This is a genomic window from Rhodanobacter sp. DHG33, assembly GCF_014843005.1.
Taxonomy (GTDB): domain Bacteria; phylum Pseudomonadota; class Gammaproteobacteria; order Xanthomonadales; family Rhodanobacteraceae; genus Rhodanobacter_A.
Window position 1 is genome coordinate 1 of record NZ_JACYXM010000003.1, and the last position, 18,973, is coordinate 18,973.

General features: G+C 58.7%; 16 protein-coding genes and 1 pseudogene. 5 read left to right on the top strand and 12 right to left on the bottom strand.

The window, feature by feature from the left end; all coding sequences use genetic code 11:
- The coding region (locus tag IHE46_RS06285) for a cation:proton antiporter (protein WP_192163786.1) at positions 1-198 on the top strand (198 nt) is incomplete at its 5' end.
- 175 nt (positions 199-373) lie between these two features.
- On the opposite strand, the gene IHE46_RS06290 is transcribed toward IHE46_RS06285, so the two are convergent.
- The 12 genes and pseudogenes from IHE46_RS06290 to IHE46_RS06350 all read right to left on the bottom strand — a co-directional run bounded on the left by IHE46_RS06290 (position 374) and on the right by IHE46_RS06350 (position 14,385).
- The gene (locus IHE46_RS06290) at positions 374-1,699 is read right to left on the bottom strand and encodes a chloride channel protein (RefSeq protein WP_225562858.1); all 1,326 of its coding nucleotides are present in this window, start codon (positions 1,697-1,699) and stop codon (positions 374-376) included.
- Positions 1,700-1,888: 189 nt separating this feature from the next.
- On the bottom strand, positions 1,889-2,578 hold the full coding sequence (locus tag IHE46_RS06295; protein ID WP_192163788.1) for a response regulator transcription factor: 690 nt from the start codon (positions 2,576-2,578) through the stop codon (positions 1,889-1,891).
- Positions 2,575-5,241: a sensor histidine kinase KdpD gene (locus tag IHE46_RS06300; RefSeq protein ID WP_192163789.1), complete on the bottom strand. Its 2,667-nt coding sequence runs from the start codon at positions 5,239-5,241 to the stop codon at positions 2,575-2,577. Before IHE46_RS06300 ends, IHE46_RS06295 begins: the two co-directional genes overlap by 4 nt.
- Positions 5,242-5,420: 179 nt before the next feature.
- The gene (gene kdpC / locus IHE46_RS06305; RefSeq protein WP_192163790.1) at positions 5,421-5,990 is read right to left on the bottom strand and encodes a potassium-transporting ATPase subunit KdpC; all 570 of its coding nucleotides are present in this window, start codon (positions 5,988-5,990) and stop codon (positions 5,421-5,423) included.
- A 10-nt stretch (positions 5,991-6,000) separates the two neighbouring features.
- The gene (locus IHE46_RS06310) at positions 6,001-7,533 is read right to left on the bottom strand and encodes an outer membrane beta-barrel protein (RefSeq protein WP_192163791.1); all 1,533 of its coding nucleotides are present in this window, start codon (positions 7,531-7,533) and stop codon (positions 6,001-6,003) included.
- Between the two features lie 87 nt (positions 7,534-7,620).
- Entirely contained in the window at positions 7,621-7,821 is a 201-nt protein-coding gene (locus IHE46_RS06315; protein WP_192163792.1) for a hypothetical protein, read from the bottom strand.
- 42 nt (positions 7,822-7,863) lie between these two features.
- Positions 7,864-9,945 (bottom strand): potassium-transporting ATPase subunit KdpB, encoded by a 2,082-nt coding sequence (gene kdpB / locus IHE46_RS06320; RefSeq protein WP_192163793.1) that lies wholly within the window; start codon positions 9,943-9,945, stop codon positions 7,864-7,866.
- Between the two features lie 13 nt (positions 9,946-9,958).
- On the bottom strand, positions 9,959-11,761 hold the full coding sequence (kdpA, locus tag IHE46_RS06325; protein WP_192163794.1) for a potassium-transporting ATPase subunit KdpA: 1,803 nt from the start codon (positions 11,759-11,761) through the stop codon (positions 9,959-9,961).
- Complete coding sequence (kdpF, locus tag IHE46_RS06330; RefSeq protein WP_192163795.1) at positions 11,758-11,850, bottom strand: K(+)-transporting ATPase subunit F; 93 nt, start codon at positions 11,848-11,850, stop codon at positions 11,758-11,760. Before kdpF ends, kdpA begins: the two co-directional genes overlap by 4 nt.
- A gap of 450 nt (positions 11,851-12,300) precedes the next feature.
- Positions 12,301-13,722 (bottom strand): annotated as a pseudogene (locus IHE46_RS06340) (cytochrome ubiquinol oxidase subunit I); the annotation flags it as partial.
- 15 nt (positions 13,723-13,737) lie between these two features.
- Complete coding sequence (locus tag IHE46_RS06345) at positions 13,738-13,887, bottom strand: hypothetical protein (protein ID WP_192163797.1); 150 nt, start codon at positions 13,885-13,887, stop codon at positions 13,738-13,740.
- A gap of 45 nt (positions 13,888-13,932) precedes the next feature.
- Entirely contained in the window at positions 13,933-14,385 is a 453-nt protein-coding gene (locus IHE46_RS06350; protein ID WP_192163798.1) for a universal stress protein, read from the bottom strand.
- A gap of 646 nt (positions 14,386-15,031) precedes the next feature.
- Here IHE46_RS06350 and IHE46_RS06355 point away from each other — a divergent pair.
- The 4 genes from IHE46_RS06355 (at position 15,032) to IHE46_RS06370 (ending at position 18,537) form a co-directional block, all read left to right on the top strand.
- Entirely contained in the window at positions 15,032-16,039 is a 1,008-nt protein-coding gene (locus tag IHE46_RS06355; RefSeq protein WP_192163799.1) for a hypothetical protein, read from the top strand.
- A gap of 197 nt (positions 16,040-16,236) precedes the next feature.
- Positions 16,237-16,620, top strand: a complete 384-nt coding sequence (locus IHE46_RS06360) for an AlpA family phage regulatory protein (protein WP_192163800.1) — start codon at positions 16,237-16,239, stop codon at positions 16,618-16,620.
- A complete protein-coding gene (locus tag IHE46_RS06365; RefSeq protein WP_192163801.1) occupies positions 16,613-16,987 on the top strand; it encodes a hypothetical protein in 375 nt (124 codons plus the stop codon). Before IHE46_RS06360 ends, IHE46_RS06365 begins: the two co-directional genes overlap by 8 nt.
- The gene (locus tag IHE46_RS06370) at positions 16,984-18,537 is read left to right on the top strand and encodes a DUF3987 domain-containing protein (protein WP_192163802.1); all 1,554 of its coding nucleotides are present in this window, start codon (positions 16,984-16,986) and stop codon (positions 18,535-18,537) included. The genes IHE46_RS06365 and IHE46_RS06370 overlap by 4 nt, the downstream gene beginning before the upstream one ends.
- Positions 18,538-18,973 lie beyond the last annotated feature (436 nt).

The window sequence follows — 18,973 nt, forward strand, 5'->3', positions numbered from 1 at the left end:
TTCGGCATGGTGCCGCGCGGCGAAGTGGGCGTGGTGATCGCCAGCCTCGGCCTCGCCGCCGGCGTGTTCAACAACCGCGTCTACGCGATCATCGTGGCGATGTCCCTGCTGACCGCGATGGTGACGCCGCCGGTGCTGGCATGGCTGCTGCGGCGCACACTGCCCAAAGAGATCACCGAAGAACCAGTCGGGCACTAAGCATAAGCATAGGTATCGAAGACTCTGCTAACCGCTCCATCAAGCGCGAGCTGCGACGTGACGATACTGTCGTGATGCCCAATTCCTACACATTCACGGCAATCTTCCACGGTTTGTCGCCCGAGTTACTGTCGGCAAAAGGAACTCTTGCCGAAGACATTGGAGCGCGGCTCGCTTATGGCTTCTTCAGAGGGGCCGGGAGCACTTGAGATTCCGATTCGTTAACAGATTTTTCTTCTTGTAGCCGCTCGAAATCGCGCACCATGCGCTCGGCGAAATCCTTGTATACCGGCGTGGGACTGAAGATCGACGCCGCCGCGCGGGCGAGCAGGCAGGCGGCCATGATCGGTATCACCATGTCCTGGTTGTCGGTCAGTTCCATCGCGATCACTGCCGAGGTGAGCGGTGCGCCGGTGACGCCGGACAGATAGGCGCTCATCCCCAGCAACACCACCGCAGCCTCCGGTGCGTGCGGCAGCAGATGGGCGATGTTGTGGCCGAGGCCCGCGCCGACGGCCAGCGCCGGTGAGAAGATGCCGCCCGGGATGCCGGCCCAGTACGAGACCACATTGGCGAGCAGTTTGACGATGCCGAAGCTTTCGCCGGGCGTGGTCGAGGCTTCCTGCACGAAGGCGCGCGCCTGGTCGTAGCCGGTGCCGTAGACGCTGTTGTGCGAAAGCACGCCGATGACAGCCAATGCCAGTCCGCACCCGGCGGCGAACAACACCGGCCAGCGTGCGCGCAGCCGGCCGACCATGGCCAGCGGGCCGTTGCGGCTGAGCAGGATCAGCCGCGCGAACAGGCCGCCCAGCAGGCCGCAGATAACACCGCACAGCAGCACCGCCAACCAGGCATGACCCAGCACTAGGCTGGCCCGCACTTCGCCGAAGTAGGAGTAATTGCCCATGATGCCCAGCGACACCACACCGCCCACGATCACCGCGGTCAGCAGCAGGCCGCTGAAGCGGTGTTCGAAGGTACCGGCCAGTTCCTCGATGGCGAACACCACGCCGGCAAGTGGCGTATTGAAGGCCGCCGCGATGCCCGCGGCGCCGCCGGCGAGGATGAAGCGCGAGGCGGCCTTGGGGTCGGTGAAGCCAAAGCGTCGACCCAGCGAATAGAACAGGCCCGCACCCACATGCACGGTCGGGCCTTCGCGGCCGATCGAAGCGCCCACCGTCAGCGCGATCAGGGTCAGCAGCATCTTGCAGGCCGCGATCGGCAGCGCCAGCATGCGTTCGCGGAACCCTTCGTCCTCGATATGCATGGTGGCGATCACCTGCGGGATGCCACTGCCGCGCGTGGCGCGCAGGCGTCCCTCGGTGGCCCAGGCCAGCAGCCCGAATACCACTGGCGTGATGAGCAGCGGTATCCACGAGCCGTGCGCAAGGATGCGCTGGAACAGTGCGTAGGCCCAGTTGCTGGCTTTGGCAAACAGAATCGCTGCTAGCGCCACCAGGATCGCACCGCTCCACAGCGCGATGCGCCGCTTCCATTGCATCGGGGCGAAGAACTCGTGGCCAAGCAAAGACTGTAAGCGAGGGTTGGGAGAGCGCATCACCCCATTATTGCAGGAATCGTCGTGTACCTTTTCGATGGCGACGGGGTTAGCGCCGCTTCTTCCCCACTTTCGAAACGCGACATTGCTAACTAACAGTGCGACACAATGGGCTGCCACCTTTAAAGCCAATCAAATGAGGAAGCGGTAGCCCACTCCGGGTTCTGTTTTTAACCAGCGTGGCAAAGCTGGATCGTCCCCCAGCTTCTGCCTCAGTTTTCCTACTACTACACGAAGATAGTGACTATCTCTCGTATGAGTCGCACCCCAGATCTCTTGTAGTAACTGCTGTTGGGTCACTAGACGACCGGCGTGCCGAACGAGTGTCGTGAGCACTGCATACTCTTTTCGAGTAAGCGATAGTGGCAATCCTTGTAGCACCACCTCACGACGCACCATGTCGATGATTAGTTGGCCGTCATCGTATCGCAGGGGACTTTCGGATCCGTCAGATCGCCCTCTTAGCAAGGCACGTAATCGAGCCATCAACTCCTGGATACCGAAGGGTTTCGTCACATAGTCGTTCGCCCCCGCATCCAAAGCCCTCACCTTTTCGTTCTCTGCATCACGAACGGATAGCATCAATACCGGCATTTGGCTCCACTGCCGGAGATCCGCTAGAACATCGTAACCCTCCCGATCTGGCAGACCGATATCGAGAACTACCAAGTCCGGCATTTGAGTGGCTGCAAGAGCGAGGCCCTCGCCTGCGTTTGCCGCGAGAAGCACTTTGTAGCCTTCTGCTCTAAGGCTGATATCCAGAAACTTCCTTATCTGAGCTTCATCATCAACGACAAGGATGCATGCGGGAGTAGTACTCATGCTTGGCGATTCGGTTGCGAAGGTAGAGGCAACGTAATACGAATGTTGGTACCTATGCCGTCGCCTGGCACAGCCTCCACACTACCACCATGCGCGCCGATCATGCCCCTGCAGATGGCCAAGCCTAGGCCTGTGCCCTGCGGCGCACGATCACCACGAGACACCGAATAGAACATGTCGAAAATGCGTACGCGCTCGTCCTCGGGAATGCCTGGACCGCGATCGACCACGTCGATCTGCATCTGTTCGCCATTGGATTGCACCGCTACGCGCACAGGCACGCCCGCCGGCGAGAAGCGCGCGGCGTTCTCCAAGATATTGAATAGAGCTTGTTCAATCAACGCTGGATGCACATACAGCAGCAAGGTCTGCGGTGGCAGCACGATGTCCACGCGCAAATCGGGAAACAACTTGCGAAGACGCGTGATGGCGGCGGCCACGATTTCGGCGACATCGGTCCAGTCACGATTAAGCTTGAGCGTACCGTGCCCAAGCTTCGTCATGTCCAACAGGTTCTGTATGTAGCGATCCAAGCGTTGACCTTCGTTAAGGATCGCCTCCAGCAACTCGCGTCGTTCTTCGGGAGGAAGCTGGTCACCATAGCTGGATAGCGTACCGGCGGAGCCGATCATGGAGGCGAGCGGCGAACGCAAGTCATGCGATACCGACGACAGCAGGGCGCTACGCAAACGCTCGGTTTCACCTTGTACACGCGCGCCTTCCAATTCCTCCGCCAGCCGAGCGCGCTGCAAGGCCTGCCCGATGTCCTGCATCATTGTCAACGCTAGACTGCGCTCGTCCGTCGACGGCTCGCCCTGTCCAGGCGAAAAGCGCAGCGCAGCGACACCAAGATGATTGTCGCCACTGCCTAATGGCAGTACCCAGCAGGGTGCACCATGGAGCGTATCGGTGAAGCGCCCCGCTTGCTCCGAATGTTTCTCACACCATTCGGCTGCACCAAAGTCCTGCCTAGTCAGGTCAAAATCGTGCGGCGATGAAGCCACAGCATGCAATACCTGACTGGCATCGCGCGCCAACATCGCCACATCGCAGCGCAACACATGTGCCACTGCCGAAGCGCCTACCCGCCGAATGCCTTCAGCATCCGTACTCATAGAAAGTCGCTGCCCTAGCGCAAGCAAGGCCCGGGCCTGTGCATGCGCCATGCGAAGGGACTCCACCTGGCTAGACAGCTTAGTGGCCAAACGACTCGCTACGAGCGCTGCGACGAAGAACAGGCAAACCGCCATCACATCGTCGAAGTTGGCGATCATCAAGGTGTAGCGTGGCGGCGCAAAGAAAAAGTTGTAGCTGAGAAAACATAATACCGCTGTATAGACTGCTACCGCCATGCGTGTGCGTACCGCCACCATCAGCACAGCAGTGAGGAAAATCAGCGAGAGATTGGCAACCGAAAGGTAACGATCGGCGACGAATGAAAGGACTAGTGCAACTAACGTAGCGAGTGTGGCGTAGACATATTCGCCACGACGTCCATGGCCACCTGGCATGCGCAAGCGAAGACGCGACTTCGCACGCTCGACCGGTGTAGCGATGATGGTCAATTCCAGATGCGCGCCACGGCGCAACAACAGTTGCGTCAGCGAACGCCCAAGCATGCGCACAAGTGGTCGTTCGCGCGTACGACCAAGGATAATCTGGCCGATACCCTCACGGTCCGCATGCGCAATCAGTTCATCCGCGATCGCGTAGCCTCTCAACACGACGGTATCACCACCAAGCCTGCGCGCCAAACGCATTGCTGCATCAAGCCGCTCGCGTCTTACCTCGTCCAGCGCAACACCGGTGTCAACGAAGACCACACCCCACGGCGCCCCGCGACGCTCTGCAATGCGCCGTGCAACGCGCACGAGATACTCACTCTGTGAATGACCGTCAATGGCGGCCAACACACGGCGGCGCACCGGCATGGCGCTACCACGCGCCAGCATATGCTCACGCAAGTCACTGTCAACGTGACCGGCAACGGTCTCCACAGCCAGCTCTCGTAGCGCGACGAGATTGGTAGGTGAGAAGAACGCATTCAGCGCCGCTGTGGCCGTCTCGGGCACGTACACCTTGCCCTGCTTCAGGCGTTGGATCAACTCACGTGGCGGCAAGTCTATCAGGACGATATCACGCGCTCGATCGAGGAAGGCGTCCGGCACGGTCTCACGCACAGTGACGTTGGTGATGCGCCGCACCTGATCGTTAAGACTTTCCAGGTGCTGAACGTTGAGTGCGGTATAGACTTCGATACCAGCATCGAGCAATTCTGCGATATCTTGCCAACGGCGCTCATGACGACCGCCTGGAAGATTGGTGTGTGCAAGTTCATCAACGAGGATGATGTCCGGGCGGCGCGTCAGTGCGGCATCGAGATCGAACTCGGTGAAGTCGCGTCCTTTGTAGTTCACCTTACGGCGGGGAAGCTGCTCCAGTCCTTCTAGCAGCGCCGCCGTATCCTGCCGACCATGTGTTTCGACCAAGCCTATCACCACGGCTACTCCCTGCCGTTTTAGTTCGCGTGCCGCGGAGAGCATGGCGTAGGTCTTGCCCACACCCGGCGCGGCACCTAGGAAGATTTTTAGCCGACGAGTGCGTTCCTCTTGCACAGAGTCGAGCAAGGCATCGGCACGCGCTTCGCGAGAAAGTTCGGACATAGGGTGACAGGAAGGTTAGGTAGGAATGGGAGGCTCGCCACCCAATGCATAACGTTCGGTCTGTTCTCCAGCCTTAAAAGTAATCACCTCCCACCCATTCTTCTTTCTTGTCCCTCAAAATAACGACCACCTTTGGTCACCCTTCGGTAACACTTAAGGTGACGAAGGAGCCCCGAGACTCAATGCCCATCCAATGCCAGATTGAGTTTGAGCACATTCACCCGCGACTCGCCCAAAAAGCCGAACTGGCGACCTGTCGTCGACATGTTCACCATAGTTTGCACCTGCGACTCGCTCATACCACGAGCCTTCGCCACGCGCGCTACTTGGTAATCCGCAGCGGCTGGCGAAATTTCGGGGTCGAGACCGCTCGCTGACGCCGTCACCAGATCCACCGGCACCGGCTTCATATTTCCCGGATCGGCTGCTCGCAGCGCTCCAATGCGTTGCTTCACGGCATCAGTGAGTGCAGGATTGGTCGGCCCCAGGTTCGAACCGTTCGACGACATGCCATTGTTCGGCTGTGGCGTCGTTGAGGAAGGACGACCCCAGAAATACTTGGGGTCGTCGAACGATTGGCCGATCAACATCGAGCCAACCGGCTTACCATCTTTTACGATCAGACTGCCATTCGCTTGCGACGGGAATAGCGTCTGAGCCAGCCCGGTAACCGCCAGCGGGTAGATAATGCCAGTAATCACCGTCATCAGTACTAGCATGGTCAAAGCATTGCGTAGAAGCTTGCTCACGATAAAGGCCTCAGTAGTGCAAAATAGCGTCGACTAACGCCGTCGTCTGATGATTCTTCAGACCACCGTTGTAGGCAGGGAAATCATAGGCGTGCTCGTAGCGCACTTCTGGACGAATCTCTAAGTCTGGCGACACCCAGTAGGTCATCCCAAGTGTGTGGCTTGAGTAGCGCGTGGCAAAACCGGTGCGCTGGCCGTCCTCGTCGTTGTAGAACTCGTTGCGAAACGACACGTAAGCCTTCGGACTCACCTGCACGTTGAAGTAGTTCACGATACCGTACGCAGGATTCTTGCCCAGCGGGAAGTTGGGTGCTTGCCCCAATGGATAGCCCGGAACACCGATAGGCGCCTGGGATTGCCCAGGGCCGGTTGCCAACGCCTGATCGTTTACGTAGATGTAGTAGACCTCCGTGAGCATGTGCACCTCAGGCGTGAACCGGTGTCCCCAGGTCATCACGAACTCCTGCAGATTGTTGTAAGTCTGGCGCGCGCCGTTAAACGATTCCACGCAGGGATAGAGCATATCGTCGTTAGATTTAGACACCCAGCGAACACAAGCTTGTCCGGTTAAACGACTGGTGCTATCCCAAATGGCCGAATCGTCACCACCGTGGATGCCAAGCTGCAGCGTCCACTGGTCGCTGAGCTTGGTGGTCGTGATGATGCCCATGTTGGTGTACGCATCTACCGTATAAAGGATGGAGTGCGTTAGCAGGTAATTGTTCGGCGAGAACTGCGCCTCGATATCGGGTAGCGATAGGTAGCGCCCGGCCGTAACCACCATACCCTGCGCCACCCACGGAATGTAGAGATCTACGTAGGCGATCATGGGATCGTTACCGTAGAGCTTGCCATTGAGTGCGCTGTTGGGCTTGGGGTTATCAAGAAGTTGATAGCTAGTCACGCCTTTCATCGTCGTGTAGTGGTAGTCATATCCATACAAGTCATCGAAATGAAAGCCCCAGTCGATGTGATCGGTCTGCACCGTGTCGGGAATGCGCTCCACTCGGAACAAGAACTGGTCGAATTCCACGCGATTTGGGCGGGTGGCATACGACAAGGGATAGTTCGTGTGGTTGGAAGTGCTCAGGTTCCCCGACGGGTTAATCCAACCGTATACCTCGATGCGGTTGTCCTGCATCCAATGGCCAAGCTTCGTACATGACAAGGCTTTTTCGAGCGGGTACTGCGAGTTCTCGTTCGGCACGCCGATGGGGTAGTCCACGCCACCAAGCTGCCATTCGGATGATGGAAATGGCGGCGACGAGAACGGCGAATCCAGGCCACGACGCGCGGGCGCCGGAGTGGAGGCATTGGAGGCAGTGGGCTGAGCATCTTCGTGATAGGCGGCGGCCACGCGCGAAAAAAATCCCCGCGAGCAATCGTTACTGGCGGCCTGCGCTGCCGCGTTAGAATCACCCTGCACTGCGGCCGGTGTCACATCGGTGCTACTTGCAGATGCGTCGAGCGCCCCAGCGAATGCCTCACCCATGGGTGTGAGCGCAAGCAACAACACGCACGAAAGAACCTTCTTGGACATCATGGGTGTTCCTGAAATCGGCCCGGGACGGCCGTCCTTTATGGAGTGAAATTGAGTGTCAGGCCGCAGTCGTACGGTCATTTATCGAGGTCAGATACCGGCGTAACCGCCGAGTACGTATTCATCCATTTCGCTTCGCGGCACACCGATGCAGAGTGGCTCTACTCGTGTGCGCCTTTGCACTGGTAGTGCGATTACCACATCGCAGGTGGAGTCGTTCGACGAAAGGCGAAGCTCCATGTCCGGATGGGCGTCGTCAGGAAGCGAAACAGATAGCTTGAAGGTCTGCATGGCAAAAACTCCGTGATTCCAGTAGTGCGTCAGCGATGGCGATCAAGCCAGTCCGCAAAGCACGAGCAACATGTCGATCGCCTTGATGCCCAAGAACGGCACCACAATGCCGCCGAGGCCATATACGAGCAGATTGCGGCGGAGCAGTGCGCCAGCGCCCAGTGCGCGGTACTTCACGCCCTTTAGTGCCAAGGGAATCAGGCAAATGATGATGAGCGCGTTGAAAATAACGGCCGACAGAATGGCACTCTGCGGAGTGGCAAGTTTCATCACGTTCAGAGCGTTCAATGCCGGGTACGTCGTCGCGAAGGCCGCTGGGATGATGGCAAAGTACTTAGCGATGTCGTTGGCAATAGAGAACGTAGTCAGCGAACCGCGGGTGATCAACATCTGCTTACCGATCTCCACTACCTCGATAAGCTTGGTCGGGTTGGAGTCCAAGTCCACCATGTTGCCGGCTTCCTTGGCCGCCTGAGTACCGGTGTTCATCGCCACTGCTACGTCGGCCTGGGCCAGCGCTGGCGCATCGTTTGTACCATCGCCGCACATCGCGACGAGGCGGTTTTCGGCCTGGATCTTGCGGATTAACTTGAGCTTGGCTTCCGGTGTCGCTTCAGCCAGGAAGTCGTCCACGCCCGCCTCCGCCGCAATCGCTGCTGCCGTCAGCGGATTGTCACCGGTGATCATGATGGTCTTGATACCCATTCGGCGCATTTCGGCGAAGCGCTCGCGTATGCCACCCTTCACGATATCCTTCAGCTCGATTACGCCCAGCGCCGTAGCACCTTCGGTGACGATTAGTGGCGTCGCTCCGCGGCGCGCGATGTCCTCGGCCATGTGCTTGACGAGTGGCGGCAGGTGGCTGCCGGCGGATTCCAGATAGCGCTCCACCGCGTCTAACGCGCCTTTACGGATGTTGCGCTCGCCGATGTTCACGCCGCTCATTCGGGTCTGGGCAGTGAAGGGCACGAACTCGGCGCGGCCTTCCTCAAGTTGACGCTCACGCAGACCGAACCGCTCCTTGGCCAAGACAACCACGCTGCGGCCTTCGGGCGTTTCATCCGCCAGAGAGGCGAGTTGCGCGGCATCGGCAAGGCGGCCCTCCTCCACGCCCGGCGCCGGCACGAAGGCCACGGCCTGACGGTTGCCCAAGGTGATGGTACCGGTCTTGTCTAACAGCAGTACGTCCACGTCGCCCGCCGCCTCCACCGCGCGACCGGAGGTGGCGATGACATTGGCGCGGATCATGCGGTCCATGCCCGCAATGCCGATAGCGGAAAGCAGCGCGCCAATGGTGGTGGGAATCAGGCACACCAGCAATGCCACCAGCACAGTCAATGTGATCGGGTTACCTGAGCCGGCTACCTGAACGCTGTAGATTGAATACGGCAGCAGCGTGGCGCAGGCCAGCAGGAAGATAAGAGTGAACTTGGCCAGTAGGATGGTCAGCGCGATCTCGTTCGGCGTCTTACGGCGTGAGGCGCCTTCCACCATCGAGATCATGCGGTCCAGGAAACTTTCGCCTGGGTTGGCGGTGATACGCACCACTAGCCAGTCCGAAAGCACGCGAGTACCTCCGGTCACTGCGCTACGGTCGCCGCCCGACTCTCGGATCACTGGCGCAGATTCGCCAGTGATGGCGCTTTCGTCGACGCTAGCCGCGCCCATCACCACTTCGCCGTCGCCTGGCATCAGCTCGCCGGCCTCGACCAGCACGTGATGGCCCACGCGCAGTTCGGAAGAAGGGGCAAAGGTTACCGCGGCATCTTTAGTTGGCGCGGACAGGCACTTGGCAACCACATCCTTGCGCGAACTACGCAGTGCAGCGGCCTGAGCCTTGCCACGGCCTTCAGCCAGAGCTTCGGCGAAGTTGGCGAACAACAAGGTAAACCACAACCAAACCATCACCCAGAAGATGAAAGCGGTCGGCGCTTCGCCGTGACCGGTCAGTGCCTGCGCCCACAGCAAGGTGGTGAGCACGCTACATACGAACACCACGAACATTACCGGGTTGCGGAACTGCTGCTTCGGCGACAGTTTTCGGAACGAGTCAGCGATGGCTTTCATGATCAAGTCGCGATCGAAACTGCGAACGCCATGAACAGGGATATGAGTCGTTGTCATGAATCAGCGTTCCTTAGCGCACCGACATCAGAAATTCGGCGATCGGGCCAAGTGCAAGCGCAGGTAGGAAGGTGAGCGCTCCTACTACGATCACCACACAGGCAAGCAAAGTGACGAACAGCGGCGTGTGGGTTGGCAGCGTGCCGGCCGAGGGCGGTACGTGGCGTTTTGCGGCCAGCGAACCGGCCATAGCGAGCATGGCGATAGCCAGCAGGAAACGGGACAGGTACATGCACATGCCTAACAAGATGTTCCAAAACGGGGTGTTCGCCGAGAGACCGCCGAACGCACTACCGTTGTTGTTCGATGCCGACGACACCGCATAGAGGATTTCGCTGAAGCTGTGTGCGCCGGGGTTGCCTACGCTTGCCACACCGGCCGGTGTCATCACCGCGATAGCCGTGCAGATCACCACCAGGACACAAGGCACCAGCACAGCAAGACTGGCCATCTTCATTTCGTGCGCTTCGATCTTCTTGCCTAGGTATTCCGGCGTGCGTCCTACCATGAGCCCCGCGATGAACACCGCGACCACTGCGAAAGCAAGCATCCCGTAGAGGCCCGAGCCCACGCCGCCGAAAATCACCTCGCCCAACTGAATCAACCACATCGGCACCAGGCCGCCGAGCGGTGTCATGGAGTCATGCATGCTGTTGACCGCGCCACACGAGGCCGCCGTGGTGATGGTGGCGAACAGGCCGCTGGCAGCGATGCCGAAGCGCGTTTCCTTGCCTTCCATGTTGCCACCAGCCTGCAACGCGGAGGCCTGCTGGTCTACTGCAAGACCATGCAGCGCCGGGTTGCCGACCTGCTCAGCACCGATGGCAGCGTAAGCGAGGGGAACAAAGATGAGCAGCATGGTGGCAAGAATCGCCCAGCCCTGTCTGCGGTCTCCCACCATGCTACCGAACGTGTAGCAAAGTCCCCCAGGGATCAGGAAGATCGCTAGCATCTCCACGAAGTTACTGAACGGGGTCGGGTTTTCGTATGGGTGCGCGGAGTTCGCATTGAAGAACCCTCCCCCGTTAGTTCCGAGCATTTTGATTGCCACTTGCGAGGCCGCAGGTCCCATCGGCAAAGTCTGCGTGGTGAGTTGTGCGGTCTTGGTTTCAGGATTGCCCGAAGCATCCTTGACCGGGTTGCCGGCCGCATCCATCACCGGATTGGCGTACGTGGTGGTCTGCACTACCGGCACGTTCACATACGGCTTGAAGTTCTGCACCACGCCCTGCGAAGTTAGCAACAACGCGATCAGCAGCGAGAACGGCACCAGTACATAAAGCGTGCTGCGTGTCATGTCGACCCAGAAGTTGCCGACGCTGTTTGCACTGCGACGCGTAAAACCTCGGATCACCGCTAGCAACACCGCCATACCGGTCGCTGCGGACAGGAAGTTCTGCACCGCCAAGCCCAGCATCTGGGTCAGGTAGCTCATGGTGTTTTCGCCACCATAGGCCTGCCAGTTGGTATTGGTGATGAAGCTGATGGCCGTGTTCATGGCCAGGTCTGGCGTCAGTGCACCGAAGTGCTGCGGGTTTGCTGGCAACCACTGCTGTGTACGCTGCAAGACATATACCGCGAGCGCACCGAGCAAATTGAACACCAGCATGGCGATGGCGTAGCGCTTCCAGCTCATCTGATCATCGGCATGCACTCCAGCCAGACGATAAAGCAGGCGCTCGACCTTGCCACCTACGCGATTCACGCTGTTGGGTGTATCGGCGAACGCGAGCGCCATGTAACTACCCACCGGCTTAATCAATACGAGCAGTACGGTGAGGTAGAGCACGATCTGGGAAATGTCGAAGGTAGTCATTCGAACCACTCCGGTTTCAGCAGAGCGACACACAGATAGCCCGTCAAGGCCACCGCAATCGCGGCAGCCACGAAATACAACGCGTTCATGGGTGGAATCTCCCGGAGGAAAGACGAGAACCCGATCGCCGACGAGGGCGTCGGGCACTCATCAGGGATGGCGGTCTATGCGGTCGCAGATCAGTAGAAAGCCGAGCGCTGCGGCAAACAAGACGATCAAAAAAAGGAGATAAACAGCGTCCATAGGGGCTCGACTCACTGCGTCAGATGACAGTCGAAATTGTCGGATTTTCCGCGTAATAAAGGGGTAGCGTGGAAAGCCTTAGGCGTATAGAAACCGTAAATTCGACGACCGGACAGCCTGTGATGGGTCTAGTAGACCCCGGCGGATCTCGTCGCACGATATGGCTAGACAGCAGCCTTCACGGGCTCACCATAATGAGCGATGACGAGCACTGTGTAGCGCAAGGCTCGCATCGATCATTGTCGGAACTGCAACCCAGGGATAGGCAGGTATGTCATACGAGCTGCGGCAACGCTTCATCCAAATGCATCGCTCGACGCCCATCGGGGCCATCTCATTCGGAGCAACCAGCGCACGTTCGCCGCAAGCTGCCAACTGGCGTCGGCCGCTTCGGTGTGCTTTCGCACAACAGCGTCTACGGCACAGGCCACGAACAGGCTTGTGACGGTCGTATACGCGATCGTGCCGATGATCACCTCCACCCCTGTCGCATGTGCTTCAGTGACAGGCAGCAGCCCGTCGATCAGCCAGGGACCACGGCCAGCTTCGCTCACAAGCCAGCCAAGCGCACCTGCCACCCACGGCACCGGCGGGCTCCAGGCGGCAAAGCGCAGGAAACCTCGCCGATCCAGCCGCCGGCGCGATGCCAGCCAGAACGCGACACCAAACAGGGCGATGCAGTACACCCCTAGCAGCGCCATCGCTCGGAAGGATCAGAACAGCAATGGCACGTTTGGAATCGTGTCACGGGCCACGGCGGCTATCTCGTCGCCATCCTGCTGTAATGGGGTCTGCACATGGCTCAGCAGCAACAAGCCATAGCCTAGATCGGGGTCGGCGCCGGCCAAGGTGGTATCTACCGTGGCCTCACGCAAGGGAGCTCTCTTGGTGTCCAACGCTATGAATTCCGTGAGGCCACGGCGGATGCGCGACACATTCGCCGTTTCGAGCTGGTCCAGCCCTACCACCGGCTCCCGCCAGGAATGTGTCATACCAAGTCCCTGAACCCATGGAATGCGTAGTGCAGCCCGTGTCTCACGACTATCCGGATCGGGCAGTCCGAAAACCACGAACGGCGCCGGCGCCGGCTGCGTATGCCACTCGGCCGCGATCGCGGCAATCCGCATCTGTTGGCCCGGCGAACCGGCGTAACCGTTACTGTCACCAAGCACGGCCAGCGATAGCGCTGCAGCCACGCCAAAACTGGCGGCGACGGTCATCGAGCGTCGCGCGATCTGCACGTTGCGGCCACGCCTCAGGTACCACGCCGAAGCCGACAGCACCAGCGTCGCCGTCGTAAGGTAGCTGGCGCCAAGCAAATGCAGAAATCGCGCCTGCGCGGCGGGATTGAGTAGCACCGACGGTACATCACGAATCCATACTTGCAGACTGCCGGTGGCAAGGTAGGCGCCGGATGCGTTGTCCATCAAGCCATAGCCGACCGCAATCTTGAGTGCCGACAAAGTCGACAGCACCATCCACAGCCATGTGACGAGAAGATGCTGCCGTCGCCTCAGGCCAAGCCAGTCGTTGAACAGACTCCAGAGGAATACGCCGCCTACGAACACGAATGGCGTTATGAAGAAGATCAGTGACAGCTCCGGGACCCCGTGCAGATAGCGGGTGAACCGGTTGAGATCCACACCGTACAGGATGATCAGTACGATCGAGCCGATCGCCCACATCAGCAGCGCGATGCCAAACAGCTTGCCCCAGAAGCGGGCGGTCTGTCGTCAGATTTCCCGTTCGGTCATCACGTACACACTTTCCATGATGGCGATGATCGGCGGCAGGCCGACGATCAGCGGCAGCAAAGTGGCAGCATAGAACGCGACAATGTGTGGCCACAGTGCTGATGCGTGGAACGAGGAAAGTTCGATCATGATGACTTACTCCGCATCTCGGGCCGCACCGACATCATCAGCTGCTCAGTGCACGACCAGAACCGGGACTTCGGTATGCGTCAGGACTTGCTGTGTCTCGCTGCCAAGCATGAATTTCGTGATGCCACGCCTACCGTGCGACGCCATTACGATCAGGTCGCACCCGGACTCCGCAGCTTTCGCAACGATTGCCCGCCACGGTGAATCGCCTTGCACCGCTATCGTGTCGCATGCCACCCCGGCATGCTCGGCCTCGTATGTAAGCGGCGAGAACAGCTTGTCTGCATGCGCTCTCGACAACTTCTGCAATTGATCCAGCGGTGGTTCGATCAGTTCGTCGACGATGCCCGAGACATTGAATTCCATCATCACGTGCAAGCCGGTGACGCATGTGCCGATGCTGTGTGCCAATGCAACAGCTTGCTCGATGACCCGGCGTGAACCCGCGTCGTCATCGATGGGAATAAGGATGTGCTTGAACATGTCAGTCGAATCCATGGTCCGCGCTCCTTCCCAAGAGCGCGGACCTTGCTCGGTCAGGAGACGCATCCATCCTGCAGCGTCGTTCTAGTGCCAGGGTGACATTCGATCCCTCTCGGAGATCTCCCTACCGTCACGCCAGTCGATCCCAGTAAGCCCGTGGCTGAGAGATCGCACCTCGGTGCCTCCTCCTATGCGCCAGATGGCTGTATCGATGCGCTTGCCAAGCATGGATCCGACCTGACCGGCGGATACTACTGTCCCACGCGGCTGAAGCGACCGCTTGATGCATGTCAACTTCAGTCCAGAAAGGTCTGCATGGCCAGCAACAGGGCCATGGATTCTGGCAAGAGATACAGTGTGCGCAGCTTGCCGGCGAAATATCGCACATCGGCAGTGCACCACCTCAAGCGGCGTTAGGACATCAATGTCACAAGCACATATTGATCTAGTGCCTTGCTAACAACCAGAGGGATAACTGAACGGGAAGTGCGGACTGGAACAGCAACATCAAGTCGGAAGCAGGCTTCTACCCTACCCTTGATAACTTGCTCTAATCGCCCCGCTCCCGACATTTATTTCCCGCTGACACCAACTCGCTCGTGCAAGCCGACAGTGGCATGGCCACCGGAATCGGCGTGATGCTGCTGGCACGCTTCCCAGCTTGTACAAGCAACAACCAGATCCGAAAAGTGCACCTATGAAAAGTACAAAAGAGTCTCAGGAGTTCCCCACAGATCAGTTGGAGATCATCTACACAGGCGCTCCCAAAACCCACATCTTCTACGAATATGAAGGGGAGCGCCCTGTAGATCCTCTTCAAATGGTCAGAGACGGTGGACTCCTTTGGTGGGAGCAGGCGCAGAACAACCTTGAACACAGTCGCGAGGTCCATCGACTTTGGAATGAGGCCGAAGCTCTCTTGTCGCAGCGCCAAGAAACGCTCACGCACTCATACGTCGAATGGTTGCGGTACCGGGTCATCATCGGAGCCCTAGACCCGACGAAATCATTCAAGCAAAAGAAACCGTATGCCTATCGAGGCATGCTTATCTCCGCCATCTATCTGCAAGAGGCCGAGAGATTGTGCGCAGAGGGAGATACCGGCAGGGTGTGGCACCTCATAGCCACGGCATATTACCACCTTGGCATGAACACCACGCCGTCTACCACTGAACTCACCGCCAGAGCAGCGAAGAAAAAGCATGAGGATTCCGTCGGACTTCGACGAGCGATAGTTTTGGTCACTCTTGAGATCATCGGGGAACAACAAAAGAAAAAACAAACCATCCGAACCATCGAAGATGCAAAGGATGAAGTCATCAAGCTGATTTATTCGAACAAGGCAGTCCTTGCCGACCTTGAGCAGCTCGATGCCAAGACCCTCAATCGAAAAGCGGGAAGCGATGCATTAGACAGGTTCCGAGGCCTCCTTGACGCATGGGCATCTCCCAACGGACCCCATCCAGACATTGCTGAAGCATTTTCGATCTACGACCAAAAAAAGCGCGCGCCGAAACGCGAGGACACCAGCCGGAAGGTCTGGGCATCTGCGGTTGATCCCGGTGTAACGCGCTACATGCGGCTGGTCCACTACATGGAACATGGCGGTCCCATGGAGGTGGAAATAATGCGGAAGGAAGAAGCGTCACAAGGCGAACCAGCGGAGTAGACCCCGGTTGGCGAGCCTTTCCTTGGATCCGGCCAGCACCGCACTAGCACGCTAGCAGCGCCTACTCCTTTCTCGAATCCATATCAACCCGTCTGCACGCAGGCCTTTTGTTCGGTCTAAGCGTCATGCCTATTGTTCGTAACCGTTGCGACGCGATGCGATCGACAACGTCCCTCAACGGTTACGAAAGGATAGTAATGAAACGCTCCAAGATCTCTCCGCAGGCGATCTCCCTGCACCCACGTGTCGCTTTAGGCGAAGCCAGCGCACCGCGCGATCATTCCCTGAGCAACGCGTTTCCGAACGTCACGCTCAGTGACATTTACCAGAAGCTCGTTGAACTCCTCATTGAGACCGCCAAGCAGAAGGTGAGTCGCAAGGCCATTCGCTTGCCCGATGTCAAGGAGATCACCGGTGAAAGTCGTAGCCAGATCTACGCTCGCATGAACTCCAAGTATGCGGCATACGACGAGACCTGGCCCCTCCCGTTTTACATCGGCAAGTCGCCTCGCTGGTGGCTGCATGAAATCGAAGCGTGGCTTGATGGCCAGGCTGCGTCCACGGAGAAGGCCCATGGCTGAAGCATTTGCCGGCGCCTCTGACGCCCTCCTCGACGACATCGTCCTTCAGCTCGACATCCTTCAGCCTGACGAGGAAACCCTGCTCCGCTTGAAGTACAGCCGGATTCACCCCGGGGTTGTAGCCGCCATGGCCCGAGGCGCCTCACAGCGCCAGATCCTGGAGCTGCTGAAGCTGAAGGGCCTGGAACTTCACCACGCGACGCTCACCAAGCTCTACAAGGCAGAGCTGACCGTGCGCGATGAACGTGGCGAACGGACCTGCTGTGTGACCTGCCGGCAGTCACTGAAGGCCAAGGAGGCAGGCCATACCGAAGCATCTTCCGATGCTGCCGATGGCATCGACGGCAGTGAGGAGGTCACGGAATGAACTCCATCCCAGTGACCTTCCGTCCGCCTTTCTCGGTTTCCACGCTGACACCACCGATTGGCCATTACAAGCAAACTGGATGTCGCCTTCAAGGCGCCATCCCCGGCAACCTTACCTGTCCCGACTTCGTGCTTCCGGAGATTGCATATCAGGTATTCCAGGAGCTGCGTTGGATCATCCGTGCTCCCGACGAGGTCATCATGGCGGCCATTCTGGCCGCCATGTCCACCGCCTGCCAGTGGTGGATTCGCGTCAAGCCACCACACATGGATGCACCTCACGTCACCACGCTCGCCATCTATACGGGCGCGGATACGGGTTCGGGCAAGTCCCCCGTGACGGGCCGGTTGTTTGCGCCGATGCATCTCATCCGCCATGCCCGCATTGCAAAGCGCAAACAGGAGAAAAAAGAGCGCAGCGACGATCGCCTCCTGCTTCGTGCCAAGCAGCGCAACCTGTTGGGCAAGGTCGGGAAGATCTACGGTCGCGGCATGAGCGCAGATCCGGATGAGCTGGCGCAGGCCGAGCAGGCACTTAGGAATCTGCCTGACATCGACTCTCCGGCCTCCAAGCCTATCAACATGGTGAAGGCAGACATCTCGCCATCCAGGCTTTTGGAGGAGCTGGACGGTACTCGCGTATCCATCCTGTTGGCCACCCCCGAAGGTCGCAATTTCTTCGGCAAGATGACCGACGAGGACATGGAAATGCACAACCAGGTCTGGGATGGCGCCACCGTGCCTTACGAGCGCATGCACCGTACGGTCATCGCCAATGAGCCTCTGGCCACCTATTGCGCGATGACGCACCCTGACGCGCTTGCGCGCTTCATCAAGAAGAAGGGTGATGAAGCACGCGCTTCAGGTTGGTTTGGACGTGGCCTATTGTCCAAAGCGCCGTCTAGCCGCAATCCCGTTCCTGCGATTCTCCACCCTTCGTTGCCGAAGACGGACGCCTTCAACGCCCGATCGACGGTCTTGCTTGAAGGCTGTGAACAGTTCACTGCCGATAGCTCTTTCGAGCCTATCACCCTCGAATTCGACGAGGCGGCCACGGTGACATTCATGGAGATGCTTCGCGAGAACGACCGGCGCATGGCATCCCGTGATGAATGGGGTCTGGTGCAGGACTTTGGTCGCAAGCATCCGTCCAACGTCGCGCGCATTGCGGCCATCTTTCACTACTTCAGCGAACAACCTGGCACCCTCATCTCCAGGGACACCCTCATGAACGCCATCCGCATTGCCGATTGGTACGTCGAACAAGCCAAGCAGATCCTGGTCACCGAGCCTATGCAGTACAAGCTCAAAAGGCTTGTCGATTTCTTGCACGACAAGTGTTTCGTTAACCGCAAGCATGCTAACCACGCGGATCGTGGTCAGGAGGAGCTGATCCCCACGCGCTGGATCATGCAGTTCCACAATATCGAACGTGAGGAGCTCGATCCGCTGCTCGACATGCTGGCCCAGGATGGCGTCATCGAATACCACTTCTCGTTCCTTGGCAAGCGCTGTATCTGGCTTAATCCGATGCACTTCAACACTCTGTAGTGATTCGCCATCCTGGCCGTGAACAGCCATTGGGCTGTTCACGGCCAGCACCCCTCTCCCCGTCTTGTTCGGCATCAAACGCATTGAAACCAACAAGTCGCCGGAACCCTCGGTCAGGCTACAGTGGATTTCGTGTCCAGGCTATCGGGATGATTGACCGCGCAAACCCGCCCGGATCAGGGTGCCGGTGAGCTGATCACGGTCGACTGGTGTGGATGGCTAACTGCAGCTACGCGCGCACCGATTTCCCATAGCCGCATGCAGAATGCCTCTAAGGCCGTTGGATCAGACTCGCGTTGGCCTAGCCACCAAGCTCCGCCACGGCGCGCAATACGTATATTTGTCCGTCCGGCCCCTACTACAGGTACTACGTAGTACTTGTAGTAGCTTTCAGAGTCCCCTGTGTACATATTTCCAAGTGCGTGCGCAGGCACAT